Source organism: Phyllobacterium sp. YR531, from assembly GCF_000282595.1.
Classification (GTDB): domain Bacteria; phylum Pseudomonadota; class Alphaproteobacteria; order Rhizobiales; family Rhizobiaceae; genus Phyllobacterium.
On the sequence record NZ_AKIZ01000035.1, the window covers coordinates 83,113 to 102,034 of the forward strand.

23 protein-coding genes are annotated in these 18,922 nt (G+C 52.5%); 14 read left to right on the forward strand and 9 right to left on the reverse strand.

All coding sequences use genetic code 11. From position 1 onward, the window contains the following. Nucleotides 1–54: 54 nt before the first annotated feature. Nucleotides 55–537 carry an FxsA family protein gene (locus PMI41_RS18250; protein WP_008127320.1) on the reverse strand — a complete coding sequence of 161 codons (483 nt, stop codon included), beginning with the start codon at nucleotides 535–537 and terminating at the stop codon, nucleotides 55–57. A 177-nt stretch (nucleotides 538–714) separates the two neighbouring features. Between PMI41_RS18250 and PMI41_RS18255 the strand changes: the two genes are divergently transcribed. The 4 genes from PMI41_RS18255 to PMI41_RS18270 are packed head-to-tail and all read left to right on the forward strand — an operon-like array spanning nucleotide 715 to nucleotide 3,445. Next, the gene (locus PMI41_RS18255) at nucleotides 715–1,410 is read left to right on the forward strand and encodes a Tim44/TimA family putative adaptor protein (protein WP_008127322.1); all 696 of its coding nucleotides are present in this window, start codon (nucleotides 715–717) and stop codon (nucleotides 1,408–1,410) included. Between the two features lie 21 nt (nucleotides 1,411–1,431). After that, on the forward strand, nucleotides 1,432–2,529 hold the full coding sequence (locus PMI41_RS18260; protein WP_008127325.1) for a murein transglycosylase A: 1,098 nt from the start codon (nucleotides 1,432–1,434) through the stop codon (nucleotides 2,527–2,529). Continuing rightward, nucleotides 2,529–3,077, forward strand: coding sequence for a Smr/MutS family protein (locus tag PMI41_RS18265; RefSeq protein WP_008127328.1), 549 nt, complete (start codon nucleotides 2,529–2,531; stop codon nucleotides 3,075–3,077). Before PMI41_RS18260 ends, PMI41_RS18265 begins: the two co-directional genes overlap by 1 nt. Beyond that, complete coding sequence (locus tag PMI41_RS18270) at nucleotides 3,074–3,445, forward strand: helix-turn-helix transcriptional regulator (RefSeq protein ID WP_008127329.1); 372 nt, start codon at nucleotides 3,074–3,076, stop codon at nucleotides 3,443–3,445. The genes PMI41_RS18265 and PMI41_RS18270 overlap by 4 nt, the downstream gene beginning before the upstream one ends. A gap of 7 nt (nucleotides 3,446–3,452) precedes the next feature. On the opposite strand, the gene PMI41_RS18275 is transcribed toward PMI41_RS18270, so the two are convergent. The 4 genes from PMI41_RS18275 to hslV all read right to left on the reverse strand — a co-directional run bounded on the left by PMI41_RS18275 (nucleotide 3,453) and on the right by hslV (nucleotide 7,052). Next, nucleotides 3,453–4,418: a DUF1402 family protein gene (locus tag PMI41_RS18275; RefSeq protein ID WP_008127331.1), complete on the reverse strand. Its 966-nt coding sequence runs from the start codon at nucleotides 4,416–4,418 to the stop codon at nucleotides 3,453–3,455. Nucleotides 4,419–4,649: 231 nt separating this feature from the next. After that, nucleotides 4,650–5,951, reverse strand: a complete 1,302-nt coding sequence (hslU, locus tag PMI41_RS18280; RefSeq protein WP_008127333.1) for an ATP-dependent protease ATPase subunit HslU — start codon at nucleotides 5,949–5,951, stop codon at nucleotides 4,650–4,652. Continuing rightward, nucleotides 5,948–6,508, reverse strand: coding sequence for a GNAT family N-acetyltransferase (locus PMI41_RS18285; RefSeq protein ID WP_008127334.1), 561 nt, complete (start codon nucleotides 6,506–6,508; stop codon nucleotides 5,948–5,950). Before PMI41_RS18285 ends, hslU begins: the two co-directional genes overlap by 4 nt. Next, a complete protein-coding gene (hslV, locus tag PMI41_RS18290) occupies nucleotides 6,498–7,052 on the reverse strand; it encodes an ATP-dependent protease subunit HslV (RefSeq protein WP_008127335.1) in 555 nt (184 codons plus the stop codon). The genes PMI41_RS18285 and hslV overlap by 11 nt, the downstream gene beginning before the upstream one ends. 196 nt (nucleotides 7,053–7,248) lie before the next feature. Here hslV and hisB point away from each other — a divergent pair, with 196 nt between their 5' ends. Genes hisB through coaA form a run of 7 tightly spaced genes read left to right on the forward strand, consistent with a single transcriptional unit; the run spans nucleotide 7,249 to nucleotide 11,878 of the window. Next, nucleotides 7,249–7,857: an imidazoleglycerol-phosphate dehydratase HisB gene (hisB, locus tag PMI41_RS18295; RefSeq protein ID WP_008127336.1), complete on the forward strand. Its 609-nt coding sequence runs from the start codon at nucleotides 7,249–7,251 to the stop codon at nucleotides 7,855–7,857. Between the two features lie 3 nt (nucleotides 7,858–7,860). Continuing rightward, complete coding sequence (locus PMI41_RS18300; RefSeq protein ID WP_008127339.1) at nucleotides 7,861–8,349, forward strand: DUF2628 domain-containing protein; 489 nt, start codon at nucleotides 7,861–7,863, stop codon at nucleotides 8,347–8,349. A 2-nt stretch (nucleotides 8,350–8,351) separates the two neighbouring features. After that, a complete protein-coding gene (hisH, locus tag PMI41_RS18305) occupies nucleotides 8,352–9,002 on the forward strand; it encodes an imidazole glycerol phosphate synthase subunit HisH (protein ID WP_008127341.1) in 651 nt (216 codons plus the stop codon). After that, on the forward strand, nucleotides 8,999–9,742 hold the full coding sequence (gene hisA, locus PMI41_RS18310) for a 1-(5-phosphoribosyl)-5-[(5-phosphoribosylamino)methylideneamino]imidazole-4-carboxamide isomerase (RefSeq protein WP_008127343.1): 744 nt from the start codon (nucleotides 8,999–9,001) through the stop codon (nucleotides 9,740–9,742). The genes hisH and hisA overlap by 4 nt, the downstream gene beginning before the upstream one ends. Beyond that, nucleotides 9,739–10,524, forward strand: a complete 786-nt coding sequence (gene hisF / locus PMI41_RS18315) for an imidazole glycerol phosphate synthase subunit HisF (protein ID WP_008127346.1) — start codon at nucleotides 9,739–9,741, stop codon at nucleotides 10,522–10,524. The genes hisA and hisF overlap by 4 nt, the downstream gene beginning before the upstream one ends. 13 nt (nucleotides 10,525–10,537) lie before the next feature. Beyond that, nucleotides 10,538–10,861 carry a phosphoribosyl-ATP diphosphatase gene (locus PMI41_RS18320; RefSeq protein WP_008127348.1) on the forward strand — a complete coding sequence of 108 codons (324 nt, stop codon included), beginning with the start codon at nucleotides 10,538–10,540 and terminating at the stop codon, nucleotides 10,859–10,861. Between the two features lie 3 nt (nucleotides 10,862–10,864). Next, nucleotides 10,865–11,878: a type I pantothenate kinase gene (gene coaA / locus PMI41_RS18325; protein ID WP_008127349.1), complete on the forward strand. Its 1,014-nt coding sequence runs from the start codon at nucleotides 10,865–10,867 to the stop codon at nucleotides 11,876–11,878. On the opposite strand, the gene PMI41_RS18330 is transcribed toward coaA, so the two are convergent. The 4 genes from PMI41_RS18330 to PMI41_RS18345 all read right to left on the reverse strand — a co-directional run bounded on the left by PMI41_RS18330 (nucleotide 11,865) and on the right by PMI41_RS18345 (nucleotide 15,282). Next, complete coding sequence (locus tag PMI41_RS18330) at nucleotides 11,865–12,479, reverse strand: alpha-ketoglutarate-dependent dioxygenase AlkB (protein WP_008127350.1); 615 nt, start codon at nucleotides 12,477–12,479, stop codon at nucleotides 11,865–11,867. The two genes, coaA and PMI41_RS18330, sit on opposite strands and share 14 nt — an antisense overlap. 65 nt (nucleotides 12,480–12,544) lie before the next feature. After that, nucleotides 12,545–13,003, reverse strand: coding sequence for a peptidoglycan-binding protein LysM (lysM, locus tag PMI41_RS18335; protein ID WP_008127351.1), 459 nt, complete (start codon nucleotides 13,001–13,003; stop codon nucleotides 12,545–12,547). 117 nt (nucleotides 13,004–13,120) lie between these two features. Further along, on the reverse strand, nucleotides 13,121–13,558 hold the full coding sequence (gene arfB / locus PMI41_RS18340; protein ID WP_008127353.1) for an alternative ribosome rescue aminoacyl-tRNA hydrolase ArfB: 438 nt from the start codon (nucleotides 13,556–13,558) through the stop codon (nucleotides 13,121–13,123). Between the two features lie 110 nt (nucleotides 13,559–13,668). After that, the gene (locus PMI41_RS18345; RefSeq protein ID WP_040855881.1) at nucleotides 13,669–15,282 is read right to left on the reverse strand and encodes a phosphoenolpyruvate carboxykinase; all 1,614 of its coding nucleotides are present in this window, start codon (nucleotides 15,280–15,282) and stop codon (nucleotides 13,669–13,671) included. A gap of 309 nt (nucleotides 15,283–15,591) precedes the next feature. On the opposite strand from PMI41_RS18345, the gene PMI41_RS18350 reads away from it, so the two are divergent. The 3 genes from PMI41_RS18350 (at nucleotide 15,592) to PMI41_RS18360 (ending at nucleotide 18,758) form a co-directional block, all read left to right on the forward strand. After that, on the forward strand, nucleotides 15,592–16,311 hold the full coding sequence (locus tag PMI41_RS18350; protein ID WP_008127356.1) for a response regulator transcription factor: 720 nt from the start codon (nucleotides 15,592–15,594) through the stop codon (nucleotides 16,309–16,311). Between the two features lie 204 nt (nucleotides 16,312–16,515). Continuing rightward, nucleotides 16,516–18,303 carry a sensor histidine kinase gene (locus PMI41_RS18355; protein WP_008127358.1) on the forward strand — a complete coding sequence of 596 codons (1,788 nt, stop codon included), beginning with the start codon at nucleotides 16,516–16,518 and terminating at the stop codon, nucleotides 18,301–18,303. After that, complete coding sequence (locus tag PMI41_RS18360) at nucleotides 18,300–18,758, forward strand: serine kinase of the HPr protein, regulates carbohydrate metabolism (protein ID WP_008127360.1); 459 nt, start codon at nucleotides 18,300–18,302, stop codon at nucleotides 18,756–18,758. Before PMI41_RS18355 ends, PMI41_RS18360 begins: the two co-directional genes overlap by 4 nt. Nucleotides 18,759–18,922: the final 164 nt, after the last annotated feature.

Sequence of the window (18,922 nt, forward strand, 5' to 3'; positions counted from 1 at the left end):
GTTTGGCGAGGCAAGCTGCCCGGCCTAATCCTATCGTTCCATATGCTTGGACTTTTACTGATCAGGCTTCCAAGGCGACTTTGGGTCTGGTTTGCTGGAATAGTCTTCCGGATCAAGATCAATAACATTCTCCTTGATCCGGGTTTGCCGTGGACCGGCCGGTCGTCTGCCGCTGGAATTTACAACGACCACACGGTCGCTGATGCAACGCCAGCCGAGATCTCGTACAGCCGGGATGAACAACAGCAAACCGATGATATCTGTAATGAAGCCGGGAATAATCAGCAGCAAAGCGGCAAAGAACAGCATTACTCCATGGACAAGCTCACGTTTTGGAGAGCGACCGGCAGCGGTTTCCTCACGAATTTTCTGAATCAGGCCAAATCCTTGCAAGCGGAGAAGGAAAATGCCGACAAAAATTGCAAGAATAATAAGTCCGAGCGTGGCTAGGACACCAATTTCGTTTCCGACAATGATAAAACCGGCTATTTCCAGAAAAGGCAGAGCCAGCAGGAACAGAGGAATAAGAGATCGCAAACTATTTTACCTTTCAAAGGACATATCCGGCTATTATGCATAGCCGGTGTCAATTTCATGCCTATATAGGTAAGCGTGAAGAGTATTTGTATGATTGCAATTGGCAATCTATATGTTTTTGATATTTCGACGAAAGATCGAAAGCGGAAACGAACATCTGGATGAATGGCAGGCGACATGGAATACCTGGACTTTGGAACAATCTTCTTCTTCGTGGCGGCTGTGGTGATCTTCCTGCAGTTGCGCAAAGTCCTCGGCCGTCGCACCGGAAGTGAGCGGCCGCCATTCAATCCATATTCGCGAAATGCCGAAACGGATGATAAGGTGAAAGCCGGCGATAATGTCGTATCTTTGCCGAGGCGCGGTGAAGTCAAAGAGAATGACTTTGAGAAGATCGACAGCCTTGCCAAGCCAGGAAGCCCAGTAAATGATGGTTTGCGCGCAATTCAGGCTGCTGATCCAACATTCGAACCGGTGAAGTTTCTGGACGGTTCCAAAATGGCCTATGAGATGATTGTCATGTCATTTGCCGATGGCGATCGCAAGACGCTGAAATCCCTTCTGTCCCGTGAAGTTTTTGATGGCTTCGTTTCGGCTATTGCTGATCGCGAATCGCGGGGCGAAAAGGTCCAGTCTTCTTTTGTGGGCATCAACAAGGCCGAAATTATCGGTGCTGAAATGAAGGGTACCGAATCACATGTGACGGTGCGTGTCATCAGCGAATTGATTTCGGCTACACTCGACAAGGACGATGCTGTGATTGACGGCGATAAGGAAGCCGTTGTCGAGGTAAAGGATGTGTGGACATTTGCGCGCGATACGCGTTCAAAGGACCCGAACTGGAAGCTCGTTGCCACCGAAGCCGAAGACTGACCATATCTGAGACCTGAGAACATGTTATCGCCCCTGTTGCAACCGGCGGAATTTGAAGATTGCCCCGGTTGGGAGGCAGACAGGCAACTGGAAGCCTTCATTGCGTTCAGGCGCTCAGCGGTTCGCGTTCTGGAAAAGCCTTATAAATCTGGTTCTCTTGGTATTTCGTTTGAAGCGCTTGAGCCCATTTTTGCTGATTCACGTGAAACATTTGTTGAAAATGACCAAGATGCCCGCCTGTTTTTTGAAAAGTGGTTTCGCCCGGCTTTTATAAAACCTGAAGAAACAAAAAGCGGGTTTGTCACGGGGTTCTATGAGCCAGAGGTGATTGCCTCACCCGTCCGGACAGAAGAATTCACCGTCCCTTTTCTGAAGCGGCCAGCCGACCTCGTCGATATAGATGATAGCAATCGCCCTTCGGGCTTCGATGCGTATTTTGCTTTTGCGCGCCAGACACCTGAAGGCTTTGCAGAATACTATGATCGTCGCGCCATTGAGAGCGGCGCCCTTGACAGACAAGGTTTGGAAATCGCCTTTGTAAAAAGCGCTGTCGATGCGTTCTTCATTCACGTGCAGGGCGCAGCCAGGCTGAAGATGGTCGATGGAAGCCTGCGTCGCATTACCTACGCTGCAAAGACAGGTCATCGTTTTACCGGCATAGGCAAGATATTGCTCGACCGCGGTGAGATCAAACCTGAAAAGATTTCGATGCAATCGATACGACAGTGGCTTGCGGAAAATCCCGAGCAGGTCCAGCTACTATTGTGGAATAACCAATCCTACATCTTCTTTCGTGAAGCCGCTGTAGACGATGAAAGTCTTGGGCCGATAGCGGCGGCAAAAGTACCACTCATGGGTGGCCGCTCAATGGCCGTAGATCGTCTGCTCCATACGTTTGGAACCCCTTTTTACATTCATGCGCCGCAACTGACTGCCTTTGGTGGAAATAGCTTTTCCCGCTTGATGATCGCTCAGGACACCGGGTCGGCAATTGTTGGCCCTGCTCGCGGTGATCTGTTTGCGGGATCAGGCGATGAGGCAGGGGAGATTGCTGGCGGTATTCGTCACAATGCAGATTTCTATGCACTGGTGCCGCGAAGCCTGTTTGGGTCGCTGTGATGAAGAAGAAATCTTCATCGGAGTTTGCGACACTTGAAGACCGGATTCTTTGGGAGACCGTTGCGAAGACGACACGTCCGTTAAAGGGTAAAGACAAACCTCAATTTCTTTTGGAAGAAAAGTCGGCGAGCGATTCGCAGCAACCTTCGGCTCCTGAAAGACCAAAACAGCAGGCCCCAGCATTTCCGGTAAAACCGACACCGCGTCCGCACCTGCTTCATCCAATCGACAAGCCCACCCATAAGAAAATCGCAAAAGGGCGCGTTGTCATTGAGGGCCGTATCGACCTGCATGGGCTGACACAGAGCGAGGCCTATGGCTTGCTGCTTGGTTTTCTGCAACGGGCGCATTTACGCAAACTGCGCCACGTTCTGGTGATAACCGGCAAGGGCGCGTCTTTCGGTAGCGATGGCGTACTTCGTCAGGCAGTGCCCCTATGGTTTGCGACACCGGCTTTTCGTATTCTGGTCAATGGCTATGAAGATGCAGCGCGCAATCACGGCGGAACGGGTGCAATTTATGTTCGCATGCGGCGTGAAGCCCCATGACACCGTTTGGAGAAAAGTTGCGGGAGTTGCGGCAGGCGCGGAACGTGTCGCAAAAGGAAATGGCCAAGGCGATAGGTGTTTCCGCGGCTTATCTTTCGGCACTCGAACATGGACGCCGTGGCCAGCCCACATGGGATAAGCTTCAGCGCATCATCCAATATTTCAATATCATCTGGGATGAGGCGGAAGAATTGCAGCGATTGGCGCTGATTTCGCAACCCCGTGTAACCATTGATACCGGAGGTCTTTCGCCATCCGTGACGGAGCTGGCCAACCTGCTCTCAATGAGAATTGCGGATGTGGATTCCGACACTGCGAAAATGTTCATTGCCAAGCTGAAATCATTGCCTGACAGGCGCAAGCGTTGAACTGCCGCTAGAACAGCGCTTTGAGCTGATCCATCTTCTCATTGACCAGCCAGCCATAATAGTTTTCTTCCGGCATTTGCAGTGGCTCGCCATTGGCAGAACGTTGGGCATTTATACTGGCAAGGGTACGTGCCCGGGAATCAGCACCGCCCGTATTATAGAGTGTTGCTGTCAGGCCGGGATTTTTGGAAATGTCGAGATCCGCGACGCGGCGGTAAACATCAATTGAGTGCTTCAGTGTCGCCGCCATATAGGGCAACGTCAGATCAGGGTCCATAATTGTCTTGTAGACCTCGGTTGCATGATCGGCATCTAGTTTGGGCAGGCCCGAATAACGGTTGACCATATCCGTCATTTGCAAAGCGACAAGAGGGCTAAGCTGCCCCAGACCGAAGCTTTGGCCTGCATAGAATGGCTGAAAGAAAACCGCGCTCAGACGATTATTGGGATAGCTTGTTCCGCCAATATTGTTTCCACGGAAATTATTGTCCCAGACATTCTCCCGGCATGACCAAAGGCGAAGACTGTCTTTGAATTTGTTGCATTCAGCAAACTGGGGACGCTTGACGAAATCCCCAATGCTTTCGCCCTTATAGTCAAAGCTGAGACCTTGTTTCAAATAAGAAACAGCCTTGACATAATAGGTCTGCAGCCTGTCATAGGCATCAACATTGTAGGTATGTTCGCCGATGAGCGCACCAGCGACATGAACCGGATCAATGCCGTAGGTTCTCGAAACACTGGCGATCTTCGACCGCAGCTTTGAATCGCTTTTGAGCAATCCATAGATTTTCTGGTATTTTGCCTCATAGGTCGTATTCATCTCGCGCGTCCGCTTGGCAGATGCGGCGGGGACGCCCGGCTGGCTCGCATTGCGATTGCCTTCGGGCACGACTGTTACAGCCAGCGTCGATTGGACAGTTGCAGAAAACAGCAAGCAGCTGGTTGCTATGAGGCGCAGGGTTCGTTTCATCATCGATCCAGAAATCCAGTCAGAGGCCCGCAATAGCGGCTTGTTTCAATGAAAGCCAGAAAAACCTCAGTTCAAGACGTCGAGTCTCGTCACGGTGTGGGAAGCGGGCAACTCATCCCACGCCGTCCACATACTTAAACGGCACTCTTGCCGCGGCCTGCCTATTAATAAGAAATCGCGATGGTTTCCCATCGCAATTTCTTTGTTTGGCATAATCTGAGGAAGGTTTCCTTAGAGAATGAACCGGGACAGGTCAGCATTTTTGGCCATGTCGCCAATGGTCTCCCGGACATATTTTGCATCGACAGTGTATTCGGCCCCTGATTTATCAGGCGCACTGAAGGAAATCTCGTCGAGCACGCGCTCCATGACTGTCTGGAGACGGCGCGCGCCGATATTTTCTATCGTCGAGTTAAGGTCGACGGCAATATCTGCCAATGCGTCAATCGCATCGTCTGTAATGTCCAGCTTGACCTCTTCAGTTGCCATGAGCGCGATATATTGCTTCAGCAGGCTTGCTTCCGGCTCAGTGAGAATGCGGCGCATGTCATCCCGGGTAAGAGCGCTCAGCTCTACACGAATAGGCAGGCGGCCCTGCAATTCCGGCAGGAGATCGGAAGGCTTGGAAACATGGAATGCACCCGATGCGATGAACAGAATATGGTCTGTCTTGATCGGCCCATACTTGGTTGCGACAGTAGTTCCTTCAACCAAAGGAAGCAGATCGCGCTGCACGCCTTCGCGTGAGACGCCGGCGCCCATCCCGCCATCACGTGCTGCAATCTTGTCGATCTCGTCAAGGAAGACGATACCGTCATTTTCCGCGGAACGCAGCGCTTCCTGGGTAATCTGGTCCTGATCGAGCAGCTTGTCTGACTCGTCATTGATCAAAACGCCGTAGGATTCCTTGACAGTGGTCTTAACAGTCTTGGTGCGACCGCCCATGGCTTTCCCAAGCATGTCGCTGAGGTTGAGCACACCGATATTGGCACCCGGCATGCCGGGAAGCTCGAAACTTGGCGAGCCGGTATCCGCGATCTCGACTTCGATTTCCTTGTCGTCGATCAAACCATCGCGCAACTTCTTGCGAAAGCTGTCACGGGTTGCAGGGCTGGCAGTTTTGCCGACCAAAGCGTCAAGCACACGTTCTTCCGCATTGACATGGGCCTTGGCCTTCACGTCCTCACGTTTCTTCTCACGCACAAGGCCAATGGCAACTTCAACCAGGTCGCGAATGATTTGCTCGACATCACGGCCCACATAACCGACCTCTGTGAATTTGGTCGCTTCGACTTTGATAAAGGGCGCACCGGCCAGTTTCGCCAAGCGGCGGGAAATTTCCGTTTTGCCAACGCCGGTCGGTCCAATCATCAGAATGTTCTTGGGCATGACTTCTTCGCGCATCTGGCCTTCCAGTTGCTGACGGCGCCAACGGTTACGTAACGCAATAGCAACGGCACGTTTTGCGTCGTTCTGGCCGATAATATAGCGATCAAGCTCAGAGACGATTTCTCTTGGAGAAAATGTTGTCATTGGATTCTCGTTTCTTCCTGCCCGTCGTCGGGCCAAATTTCAAAATTATCCCGTGCCAGCATGAGGGCGGGACCATAGATTGATGTTCTTGTGTCAAAAGCGATAAAGCCCGCTTTTTCATAAGCCCGGATTGCCTGCCTGTTGGCTGGGTCTGGATCGATGATGACGCGCGGCACGCCTTCTTCGAAAAGCAGCGATACGAATTCGTCGATCAGTCGCGCTCCATGACCTTTCCCGATCAGATCCGGCTCACCGATAAAAAGGTCCATTCCCAGCGTACCGCCGGGCTGGTCCTGATAAGGGTGGTCATCTTCAAGGTGCGGATCATAGGTCTGCAGATAGCCAATCGGTTCATCGCCAAGCATGATAATGAAGGGTTCAACCGAAATACTGTCCATATGATTGGCGATCTCGGCTATTTCCTTGTCCGGGTCTTCATTCCACCATTGCGCCACATGCGGCTCTGCCAGCCATTCCGAAATCATGTTCAGATGGCGTGGCTCAACCGGAATGAAGCGGTAACGGAACTTGGTCCCAGCTTCAGTTTCAGGCTGCATCGAGGCTCTCAAGCGTTACGTTCGTATTGGTGTATATGCAGATATCGGCCGCAATCTGCATTGCAGTGCGTGCAATTTCTTCTGCGTTCTTGTCCGTATCCAAAAGTGCCTTGGCCGCTGCCAAAGCGAAATTTCCGCCGGAACCGATAGCCATCACGCCATATTCAGGTTCAAGCACGTCACCATTGCCGGTGAGTGCCAGTGTCACAGATTTGTCGGCGACCAGCAGCATGGCTTCAAGACGGCGCAAATAACGGTCGGTACGCCAATCCTTGGCGAGTTCGACACAGGCACGCATCAACTGATCGGGATATTGTTCAAGCTTGGATTCAAGTCGCTCAAGCAATGTAAAGGCATCTGCGGTCGCACCAGCGAAACCGGCAATGACATTGCCTTTTCCGATACGGCGAACCTTGCGGGCATTGCCTTTCATCACGGTATTGCCGAGGCTGACTTGTCCATCACCGGCAATGACTACCTTGCCGCCTTTGCGGACGGTCACAATGGTAGTCCCGTACATGGTGGAGGGGTTGTGTTCTTGCATATCTCAGGCTCCTTAAAGCGGGTCCGGTTCATGCCCCATATGGCAGCATATCGAACCCCTTCTGTTCCACTTATGTATGATGCCGCTACAGAAATGCAAATGACTCTATAACCGTAAGCCATCAAAGCATTTGGAGATTTGGCATTCGTGTTTTAGAAGGCCACAATTAAAGATATTTCTCCAGTGGGATAAAGGCATGGCCAGCGTCAACACGCGTGAAGCAAAGGTAGAGCGGACAACCAAGGAAACCAGCATTGCCGTTTCGGTCAATCTGGATGGCACCGGTGCATTCAACATTGCAACAGGTGTCGGTTTCTTTGATCATATGCTGGAGCAACTCTCGCGTCATTCGCTGATTGATATGGATATCAAGGCCAATGGCGATCTGCATATTGATGATCACCATACTGTAGAAGACACGGGTATTGCCATTGGTCAGGCTATTGCAAAAGCTTTGGGTGAGCGCCGAGGCATTAATCGCTATGCCTCGCTTGATCTTGCTATGGACGAAACGTTGACACGCGCTGCGCTGGACGTATCGGGCCGCCCTTACCTCATCTGGCACGTGAAGTTTTCGGCACCAAAAATCGGCACGTTTGATGCGGAACTGGTGCGGGAGTTCTTCCATGCCCTGGCTCAGAATGCCGGGATTACCCTACATATCGCCAATCTCTATGGCGAGAACAACCATCATATCGCTGAGACATGCTTCAAGGCCGTTGCTCGTACGTTACGGCACGCAATTGAAACCGACCCTCGCCAGAAGGATGCTATTCCTTCAACGAAGGGCAGTTTGAAAGGCTGAGTTATGGCCAGCTTTGTTGTGCTGACGCCGCAGTTACGTAACGGCCAACCGGATGAAGACCGCACAGTTTTCATCCGGGATGGCTTTGCCTGGCTGGGTTTCATTTTCCCTGTGCCGTGGCTGCTATTGCAGAGGTTGTGGTTTGAAGCCGTATTGGTACTCGTGGCAACCATCGCCATTTCGATGGTCGGTTCCTACACTGGCCATGCGGATATGGCAGCCGTTGTTACGGCGTTGCTTTCCCTACTCGTTGGGCTGGAGGCAAGTCGCTGGCGTTATGCGAAGCTTGAGCGCAAGGGTTTCGAGCAACGCGCTGTCGTGGATGCTGCCAATGCGAGTGATGCCGAGATTGCTTATTTCTATGGCGAAGACTTTGTTGCAGAGCAACCAAGCGAACGGGCAGCCAAAGTTGATATGCCCCTTCAAGCGACAGGTTTCAAACCTGTCGTTGGCGGCATGGTTGGCCTTGTCAGCCATCGTGGAGAGAATTGAACATGCGCGTTGCCATTATTGATTATGGTTCGGGTAATCTGCGCTCGGCCACCAAAGCCTTTGAACGCGCCGCTTATGAAAGCGGCATCAGTGCAACCATTGATCTGACTGCCGATGCAGAGCGTATACGCACAGCCGATCGCATAGTACTGCCGGGAGTAGGCGCTTATGCCGATTGCCGCCGTGGATTACATGCGGTGGAAGGCATGGTAGACGCTATCAACGAAGTAGCGATTAAAAGAGCGCGCCCGTTTCTGGGTATTTGCGTTGGCATGCAGCTGATGTCGTCACGCGGGCTGGAGAAAACCATTTCGACCGGGTTTGACTGGATCAAAGGCGATGTGCGCGAAATGGTACCGTCTGATCCGGCGTTGAAAATTCCGCAGATCGGCTGGAATACCATTCGCCTTACGCGTCCGCATCCTTTGTTTGACGGCATTGAAACCGGTCCAAAGGGTCTGCATGCCTATTTCGTCCATTCGTATTTTCTGGATACGGCAATAGAAAACGACGTGCTTGCTGTTACCGACTATGGTGGTGCGATCACTGCGGCCGTCGCCAATGACAATATGGCCGGGACACAGTTCCATCCGGAAAAGAGCCAGGCTTTGGGCTTGGCACTGATAGGCAATTTCTTGAGGTGGAATCCATGATCCTTTTTCCAGCAATTGATTTGAAGGACGGCACATGCGTCCGGCTGAAACTTGGCGATATGGAACAGGCGACAGTCTACAACACTGATCCGGCGGCGCAGGCCAAGGCATTTGAGGATCAAGGGTTCGAGTGGCTCCATGTCGTGGATCTCAATGGTGCCTTCGCTGGTGAATCGGTCAACGGTGCTGCTGTCGAAGCAATCCTTAAAGCAACAAAGAACCCCGTTCAGCTTGGCGGTGGAATCCGTACGCTTGACCACATTGAGGCTTGGCTGGCAAAAGGCCTGTCTCGCGTTATTCTCGGTACGATTGCTGTTCGTGATCCCGCGCTGGTCCTCGAGGCCTGCAAGCGATTTCCAGGAAAAGTTGCAGTCGGTATTGATGCCAAAGGCGGCAAGGTTGCAGTCGAAGGTTGGGCAGAGGCTTCAACGCTAGGCGTTATTGAGCTTGCGAAGAAATTCGAAGGCGCTGGTGTTGCGGCGATCATCTATACCGATATCGACCGGGACGGAATTCTGGCCGGCATAAACTGGGAATCTACGCTGCAGGTTGCCGAAGCAGTTTCGATTCCCGTGATTGCCTCGGGCGGGCTCGCATCGATTGCGGATATCGTTCGTATGACCATGCCTGACGCGCACAAGCTTGAAGGGGCCATTTCGGGCCGCGCGCTTTACGATGGGCGCATTGACCCTGAAGAGGCGCTGGACGTACTGCGGCAGGCAAGGGAGCGTGCGGCATGACTCTGAAAGCACGCGTTATACCCTGTCTCGACGTAAAGGACGGACGTGTCGTCAAAGGCGTGAATTTCGTCGATCTGATCGATGCTGGTGACCCGGTAGAAGCAGCGAAAGCCTATGATGCCGCCGGTGCGGACGAACTTTGTTTTCTCGACATCACTGCCTCATCGGATAATCGTGAGACGATATTCGATGTGGTCGCCCGTACTGCAGAACAGTGTTTTATGCCGCTGACCGTTGGGGGTGGTGTACGTACGGTTGCAGATATCCGCAAACTGCTGCTCGCTGGTGCAGACAAGGTGTCAATCAATACGGCTGCGGTGGTTAATCCTGATTTTATTGCAGAAGCGGCGGACAAGTTCGGCAATCAATGCATTGTGGTCGCTATAGATGCCAAGAAGGTGTCCGGAGCAAAAGAGATTGATCGCTGGGAAATCTTCACCCACGGCGGGCGCCAGGCGACTGGTATAGATGCTGTCGAGTTTGCCAGAAAAGTAGTGGACCTGGGCGCGGGAGAGATCCTTTTGACGTCGATGGACCGGGATGGCTCGAAGATCGGCTACGACATACCTGTCACGCGTGCGATTGCTGATGCTGTTCGCGTACCTGTCATAGCGTCAGGTGGCGTTGGTAATCTTGACCATATGGTCGAGGGGATTCGCGAGGGCCATGCTTCTGCAGTGCTTGCCGCATCCATTTTCCATTTCGGGACTTATACGATCGCAGAAGCCAAAGCGCATATGGCGGCGGCCGGCATCCCGATGCGGCTTGATCCCGTGCGTTGACTGGAGAGTTTTGATGACTGCATTCACTTTGGCAGATCTGGAACGTATCGTAGCGACACGCGCCAGTTCCACAGATATCAAATCCTACACTGCCAGCCTCCATACCAAAGGGATTGGTAAAGCCAGTCAGAAGCTGGGTGAGGAAGCGGTGGAAACTGTCATCGCAGCTGTTTCGGGCGACAGACAGGGTGTTATTTCAGAAAGCGCGGATTTGCTCTATCATCTGCTAGTGGTTCTTGGAATTTCCGGCATCAAGCTTGATGAGGTTCTGCAGGAATTGCAGCACAGGACAAGCCAGACTGGACTTGAGGAAAAAGCTTCGCGGGGGCAGGGCTAAACCATGTTCAAGGCTCCAGCGAGTGAAAGGCAGGCGACCGGACTGGCGGAAGGTGACGTCGTGGATCAATTGGCACCTAGCGAATTCTCTCCGTATCGCTTTTACAGCGCTGAACGTTGGGCAGAGTTTCGTGCCGACACCCCCATCACTCTGACCTATGAGGAAATCAAAAGACTACGCTCATTGAACGATCCGATTGACCTAGATGAGGTCAGCCGGATTTATCTGTCGCTATCCCGACTGCTTTCAGCGCATGTCGAGGCAAGCCAGCTTCTATTTTATCAGCGGCGTCAATTTCTCAATACCGGCGATGCATTCAAAACGCCTTTTATCATCGGTGTTGCAGGTTCGGTTGCGGTGGGTAAATCGACCACGGCGCGCGTGCTGAAGGAACTTCTTGCCCGCTGGCCTTCCAGCCCCAAGGTTGATCTAGTCACGACAGACGGGTTCCTCTATCCCAATGACGTGCTGCGTTCCAAAGGCCTGATGGAGCGCAAGGGATTTCCGGAAAGCTATGATGTGGGAATGGTGCTGCGCTTCCTTTCACAGATCAAGGCAGGACAGCGCAACGTCAATGCTCCGCTTTATTCACATCTGACTTACGATGTGCTGCCGGGTCAGTTTCAGACCGTTGACGCGCCGGATATCTTGATTTTCGAAGGTATCAATGTGCTGCAGGTTCGAGACCTGCCCGAAGACGGCAAGATGGTGCCTTTCGTTTCGGATTTCTTCGATTTCTCGATCTATATCGATGCGGACGAAGAGCAGATTCATAAATGGTACATTGATCGCTTCATGCGTCTGCGTGAGACCGCGTTCAAGGACCCAAGCTCGTTCTTCCATCGCTATTCGACAATCTCGGATGATTCCGCCAGAGCCATCGGCGAAAGCCTATGGGCCAATATCAACCTGAAGAATTTGCGCGAGAATATCTTGCCCACAAGACCGCGGGCCGATCTTATCCTGCGCAAAGGCAATAATCATCTTGTGGAAGAGGTTGCGCTCAGGAAGCTGTGACGCGCCTGAGTGTAAGATTGATCCGGCCACTGTTCTTCAGCAAGGTCGAAGTGCCGGGATAGATGCGGTCCACCCCGTGAAATGCCAGGCGGCCTTCTCCGCCCAACACGACGACATCGCCGCTTGAAAGCTTGATGGATTGTGTCCGGTCATTGCGGTTGGTGCCGCCGAAGCGAAAAAGACAGGTGTCTCCCAGCGATACGGAAACCACCGGCGCTTGAAGATTTTGCTCGTCGCGATCCTGATGCAGACCCATTTTTGCCGCCTCGGAGTAAAAATTGATCAAGCAAGCCTCGGGAGATTGCGGATAGTCGCCGACACTGTTCCAGAGGTCCAATAGCATTGATGGTATGGCTGGCCATGGTCGATCAGTAACCGGATGGGTGGCCTGATAGCGATAACCACGCTCTTTATCGGTAACCCAGCCAAGCGCACCGCAATTGGTCATGCGGACGCTCATTTCCTTGCCGGTCTTTGGCATGGCCGGAACGTAAAGCGGAGATGTGGTTACGATGGCCCGTACATCGTCAAGCAGGGAAGCCTGCTGTTGCTGGCTGAAATAGTCCGGAAAATAACGAATGCCCGGTGCAAGCAGTAGCATTGATCTGCGCCCTAAAAAACAAACCCGGCGCAAAGCACCGGGCCTGTGGATTCATGAAGCCTGATTTAGCTGAGTTCAGGAATACGCAAAACCTGCCCCGGGTAAATCTTGTCCGGATGGCTCAGCATGGGCTTGTTGGCTTCGAAGATGAGTGTGTTCTTGGCACCTTTTCCCTTGCCATACTGGGATTCAGCGATCTTCCAGAGATTGTCGCCCTTCTTGACCGTGTAGAACACTGGCGCTTTAGCGACGGAACCTGTTGTTGTCTGATCAACCGTCAGACCACCTGTGTCCACTTTTGAGACACCAAGCGAATTGCCGACAGCTATGATCGCCTTTTCGAGAATCTCTTGATTGGTGACATTGCCCTTTAGAACGGCCTTGTCGCCTTCGACAACGACTTCAACGTTTTCGGTGCCCAGTTTGTGGGAGTCCAGCTCCTTTTTGAGATCCTCGGCGCTCGGCTCTTCATCGCCAATACCGATTTTCTTACCTACGGATTTAACGAAATCAAATAGTCCCATGACTGGCTCCTTGTTGATTGTTCAAATCGACAGGCATTGTTGTGACATTTCACGCCCGCTTTGGAAAGAATGATTTGAACCCACATCATAACGCGGTGCGAGCCTATTTGATCCCGACTAGTCGCCCTGAACCTTGCCACGCATCTTTTTAACGCCTGAGCGGCCTGATTTTTCTTTCAGCCGACGCTCGATCGAACCTTTTGTCGGGCGGGTTTTTCTACGAGGCGGTGGGGGCGGTTCAGCAGCCTTTGAAATCAGCGCCACCATACGTTCGCGTGCATCCTGGCGGTTGCGTTCCTGCGTGCGGAAACGGTTCGCCTCGATCAGAACCTCGCCATCCTTGGTGGCCCTCTGGCCGGCAAGCGAGATTAGTCGAGCCAATACGTCATCCGGCAATCCTGCTCTGACGGCGTAGAACCGCAACTGCACGGCAGTGGACACCTTGTTGACATTTTGACCGCCGGGGCCTGCAGAACGAATGAAATTCTCTTCCAGATCGCTTTCATCGATCCAGATTCGATTGGTGATTTTAATCCTGCTGCGGCTTTCTTCCATGGCGGATTGGTAGCCTAAACTTTGATTCTCTGGAAGAACCATTCCGAAAGAGGAGCTGCCATGAAAAAAGCCCCGCATTGGGCGGGGCTTTCATATTCAAAGTTGCAGCTTTATTCCGCGGCAACGGGCGTATGCGGCGCAGCGGCTTTAATATCGCTGTCAACGTGACTTTCAAACTTGCCGAAGTTGCGGATGAACATGTCGACAAGCTTGTTTGCCTGTGCGTCATAGCCAGCCTTGTCAGCCCAAGTTGAACGTGGGTCGAGAATGGAATTGTCAACGCCGTTTACTGCAACAGGCACTGCAAAACCGAAATTCGGATCCGTACGGAAGTCAGCATTCTTCAGGGAGCCGTCAAGCGCTGCGGACAATAGTGCACGCGTTGCCTTGATCGGCATGCGCTTACCAATGCCATAAGCGCCGCCTGTCCAGCCGGTATTTACCAGCCAGCAGTCTACATTGTGATCCGCAATCAGCTGACGCAGCAGATTGCCATATTCTGACGGATGCCGGGGCATGAATGGTGCGCCGAAACATGTCGAGAACGTTGCTTCGGGCTCGGTTACGCCGCGCTCGGTACCGGCAACCTTTGCAGTATAGCCGGAAAGAAAGTGATACATCGCCTGAGCCGGAGTGAGCTTGGCAATGGGTGGCATGACGCCGAACGCATCAGCCGTGAGCATGATGATATTCTTTGGATGACTGGCTTTCCCTGACTTCGAGGCATTTGGAATGAAGTCGAGTGGATAGGCGCAGCGCGTGTTCTCTGTCAGCGAACCGTCATTGAAGTCAGGCTGGCGTTTTTCGTCCAGAACAACGTTCTCAAGCACAGTGCCGAAACGCTGTGTCGTTGCGAAGATTTCCGGCTCAGCTTCCGCCGAAAGGCGGATTGTCTTTGCATAGCAGCCGCCTTCGAAATTGAACACGCCATGCTCGCCCCAGCCATGCTCATCATCGCCAATCAGTGTGCGGGTTGGATCAGCCGAAAGCGTGGTCTTGCCTGTACCGGAAAGTCCGAAGAATACGGCAGTGTCGCCATCAGGGCCTTCATTGGCCGAGCAATGCATTGGCATGACGCCTTTTGCCGGCAGAATGTAGTTGAGTGCCGTGAAGACAGATTTCTTCATCTCACCGGCATATGCAGAACCGCCGATCAGAACGATAAGGCGATTAAGGTCTACCGCGATAACTGTTTCTGTTCGTGTGCCGTGTTTTGCCGGGTCTGCACGGAAAGATGGCAGATCAATAATTGTCATCTGCGGAACGAAGTCCGAGAGCGCTTCGCGTTCAGGACGGATCAGCAGGTTGCGGATGAACAGGGAGTGCCACGCAAATTCCGTGATGACTCGCGTGTTGAGTTTGTAGTCTTCATCGGCACCGCCGACGAGATCCTGCACAAACAGTTCCTTGCCCTTCGCCTGCTCCATGAAATCCGCATAAAGCAACTCAAAAGCCTCAGGCGTCATCGCGGCATTGTTGTCCCACCAGACTTTGTTTTCGGTGGATTCATCACGAACAACGAATTTGTCCTTGGGGGAGCGGCCTGTATGCTGGCCGGTACGGGCTACGAGTGCACCTTGAGCTGTCAGAACAGCTTCGCCGCGGCGCAATGTTTCCTCATAGAGTTCTGCTGTTCCAAGATTATAATAGGCCGCCGAAACGCCCTGTAATCCTGAGGTGCCGAGCGCGATTGCCGCGTTATGGATGCCGATCTCTCTAGTCATCTGTCCGCCATTGTTTAAGAAGGGTGCATAGGTCAAATCTTTGGTTAATCCCATTTCACATGTTCAATGCAGAATGCGACTAGATTTGGTCAAAAGCAGAAAAATCAAACAGTTTCAAATGTTTAATCGATTTAAAGATTTTAATTTTTTTTAAATCGGTTTAAACTTACGTCATCCTGCCACTCTCATTCAGATACGAAAAACACCTGTAAAAGTGATTGGATGACAAGGTTTGCGTTCTGTGCCACATTTTGTACCTAATTTGTCCGGCACAAGCGCACAGGTTTGAAGCACATAGGAAGGCAGGGCATGAGGGAAGTACCCGCAATGCAGACTATTGCGCTCGTCGATGACGACCGCAACATTCTGACATCCGTATCCATAGCACTGGAGTCGGAAGGTTATCGCGTAGAGACCTATACAGATGGTGCGTCGGCATTGGATGGCCTGACCGCCCGCCCGCCCAATCTCGCGATTTTCGATATAAAGATGCCGCGTATGGATGGCATGGAGCTTCTGCGCCGTTTGCGCCAGAAATCTGATCTCCCGGTTATATTCCTTACCTCAAAGGACGATGAGATCGACGAACTGTTTGGTTTGAAAATGGGCGCTGATGATTTCATCACCAAGCCGTTTTCACAGCGTCTGCTGGTCGAGCGTGTGAAGGCTGTTCTTCGCCGTGTTGCTGCACGCGAAAGTGGTGCAAAGCCGGGTAGTGTTCAGGCCAAGTCGCTTGAACGTGGCCAGCTGGTCATGGATCAGGAGCGTCATACCTGCACATGGATGGGCGAACCAGTAACGCTGACAGTTACCGAGTTCCTCATCTTGCACTCATTGGCACAGCGTCCTGGCGTCGTTAAAAGCCGCGATGCCTTGATGGATGCCGCTTATGACGAGCAGGTCTATGTTGATGATCGTACAATTGACAGCCACATCAAGCGCCTGCGCAAGAAGTTCAAGGTTGTTGACGATGACTTCGATATGATTGAAACGCTTTATGGCGTTGGTTATCGCTTTCGTGAGACCTGATTGCGGGCGATCCTGCTTTCAAAGCGACGTGATGGCGCATCGGACCGAAAAGTAGTTACCGGTTTTCGGATAATCCGATGCGAATAATAAAGGCAGATCGCCATTTCGAGTCTTAATTCTCTGGCGATCTGTTTATAAAATATGGTTGTCTCGACGCGTTATGAATGCGAAGAGGCAGCCTGTTCCGAATGTTTTGAGGCCAAGATGGTAGCCGAACTGCGAGGCGGCAATATTACGCGCAAGAGCGCCGTCATGCGCCGGAAGCGCTCGCTTGCCCTGCGACGGCTGTTCAAGCCGCTTAATCGCGTTTTTGGCAATTACCTTTTCTCAAGTCTGACGCGGCGCATCCTTTTCCTGAATCTTGCAGGTCTGGCCGTGCTGCTTTCCGGTATCATGTATCTCAATCAGTTCCGTGATGGATTGATTGATGCACGCGTCGAAAGCTTGATGACGCAGGGTGAAATCATCGCCGGTGCAATCGCTTCATCAGCGACGGTCGACACCAACTCCATTGCGATTGATCCGGAAAAGCTTCTGGAGCTTCAGGCGGGGCAAAGCATCACGCCATCGCCGGATGTTCTGGATAATCTGGATTTCCCAATCAATCCCGAGCGTGTCGCGCCGGTTTTGCGCCGACTGATTTCGCCCACGCGGACCCGTGCGCGAATCTATGACCGGGATTCGAATCTCCTGCTTGATTCGCGCCACCTTTACTCGCGCGGGCAGGTCCTGCGCTATGATCTGCCCCCGATTGACGGGGAAGAGCCCAGTTTCTTTGAGCGCCTTACCAATCGCATGACAAGGCTTTTGCGCAGAAGCGATCTGCCAGTCTATCAGGAGCTTCCCGGCGGGAACGGCTCGTCCTATCCGGAGATCGTCAAGGCTTTGACAGGGCAGCCGGCAACTATCGTGCGCATGACTGAAAAAGGCGAGCAGATCGTCTCTGTCGCTGTACCGATCCAGCGGTTCCGTGCAGTGCTTGGCGTTTTGCTGCTATCAACTGAAGGCGGCGACATTGATAAGATCGTTCAGGGCGAGCGTTACGCAATCATCCGCGTGTTTACGGTTGCAGCTCTGGTCATGGCGATCCTGTCGCTGTTTCTGGCTTCCACAATTGCCAATCCGCTTCGCCGGCTTGCTGCCGCCGCAGATCGCGTTCGCCACGGGGTAAAGAACCGGGAAGAAATCCCTGATTTTTCCGAGCGCCAAGATGAGATAGGACACCTTTCGACATCCATCCGCGATATGACCAACGCGCTTTACGCGAGGATCGAATCGATAGAAAGCTTTGCCGCTGACGTCAGCCACGAGTTGAAAAACCCGCTTACTTCGCTGCGAAGCGCTGTTGAAACTTTGCCATTGGCCAAGAATGACGATTCCCGCAAACGGTTGATGGATGTCATTCAGCATGACGTACGCCGCCTTGACCGATTAATCACGGATATCTCCGACGCATCCAGGCTTGATGCAGAACTTGCGCGTGAAGATTCCGAACATGTGGACCTCAAGTTCCTGTTGGGCAATCTGGTAATTGCTGCGCGGGAAGTCCGCCGCAACAAGAAAGACACGCGGATCGAATTCGTTGTCGACAAGCTGCCCAACAACCGCAAGGGCTTCTTTGTCGTTGGGCATGATCTGCGCTTGGGGCAGGTCGTTTCCAACCTGATCGAGAATGCGCGATCCTTCGTTCCGGAAGATGATGGCGTAATCACAGTAACGCTCCAGCATTTGGGCGACAGAGTTCGCATCCTTGTCGAGGACAATGGACCCGGCATTCGCGTCGAGCAGATTGATCGGATATTCGAACGTTTCTATACGGATCGCCCGGCGGGCGAAGCGTTCGGTCAAAATTCCGGTCTTGGCCTTTCGATCAGCCGCCAGATCATAGAAGCCCACGGCGGCACGCTTAATGCTGAGAACATTATAGATCCTGCAAATCCGGATAATTATCTTGGTGCGAGGTTCATTGCCATTTTGCCGGTTGAGGCATGAGCGCACTGGCAGGGGAATTGATCCATGCGACGGCGCTTGTCATTAGCGACCGCGGTATAATCATCACGGGAGCTTCGGGTTCTGGCAAATCATCCATTGCAAATGCTCTTATTGATAGAGCCTCTGCCAGCGCACAATACGCCACTCTAATAAGCGATGACCAATGTCTGCTGCAGGCAGTATCTGGACGCCTGCTCTGCACGACGCCGGAAACACTTCGTGGCGGATTGGAGGTAAGAGGGTCTGGATTGCATCAGGTTGCTTTTGAGCCGCGTGCAGTAATTCATCTTTTGGTGCATCTGGTTGAGCCAGCACAAGCTCCACGAATGCATGAAAACACTATTGCTGAACTGCAAGGCGTCGCAATTACGCAGCTGAAACTGCCCGCCGGCGAAGTTGAATCCGCCTGCCGGTCGATCGAAGCATGGTTGTTCAAACCAGAATGGAAAAAATAATCGGGCCAATTCAGCGGCTTATTCAGTTATCCTGCGATAAAATGACTGACTGCCATGTGTATGACATTTTCTGCTTGCCTTCGTGATTCGTCCTGCCAGAATGCGACACCTGCCAAACGGGGCATTTTTAGAGCGCAGAAAAAAGCCTACTCTTCAACGGGCTG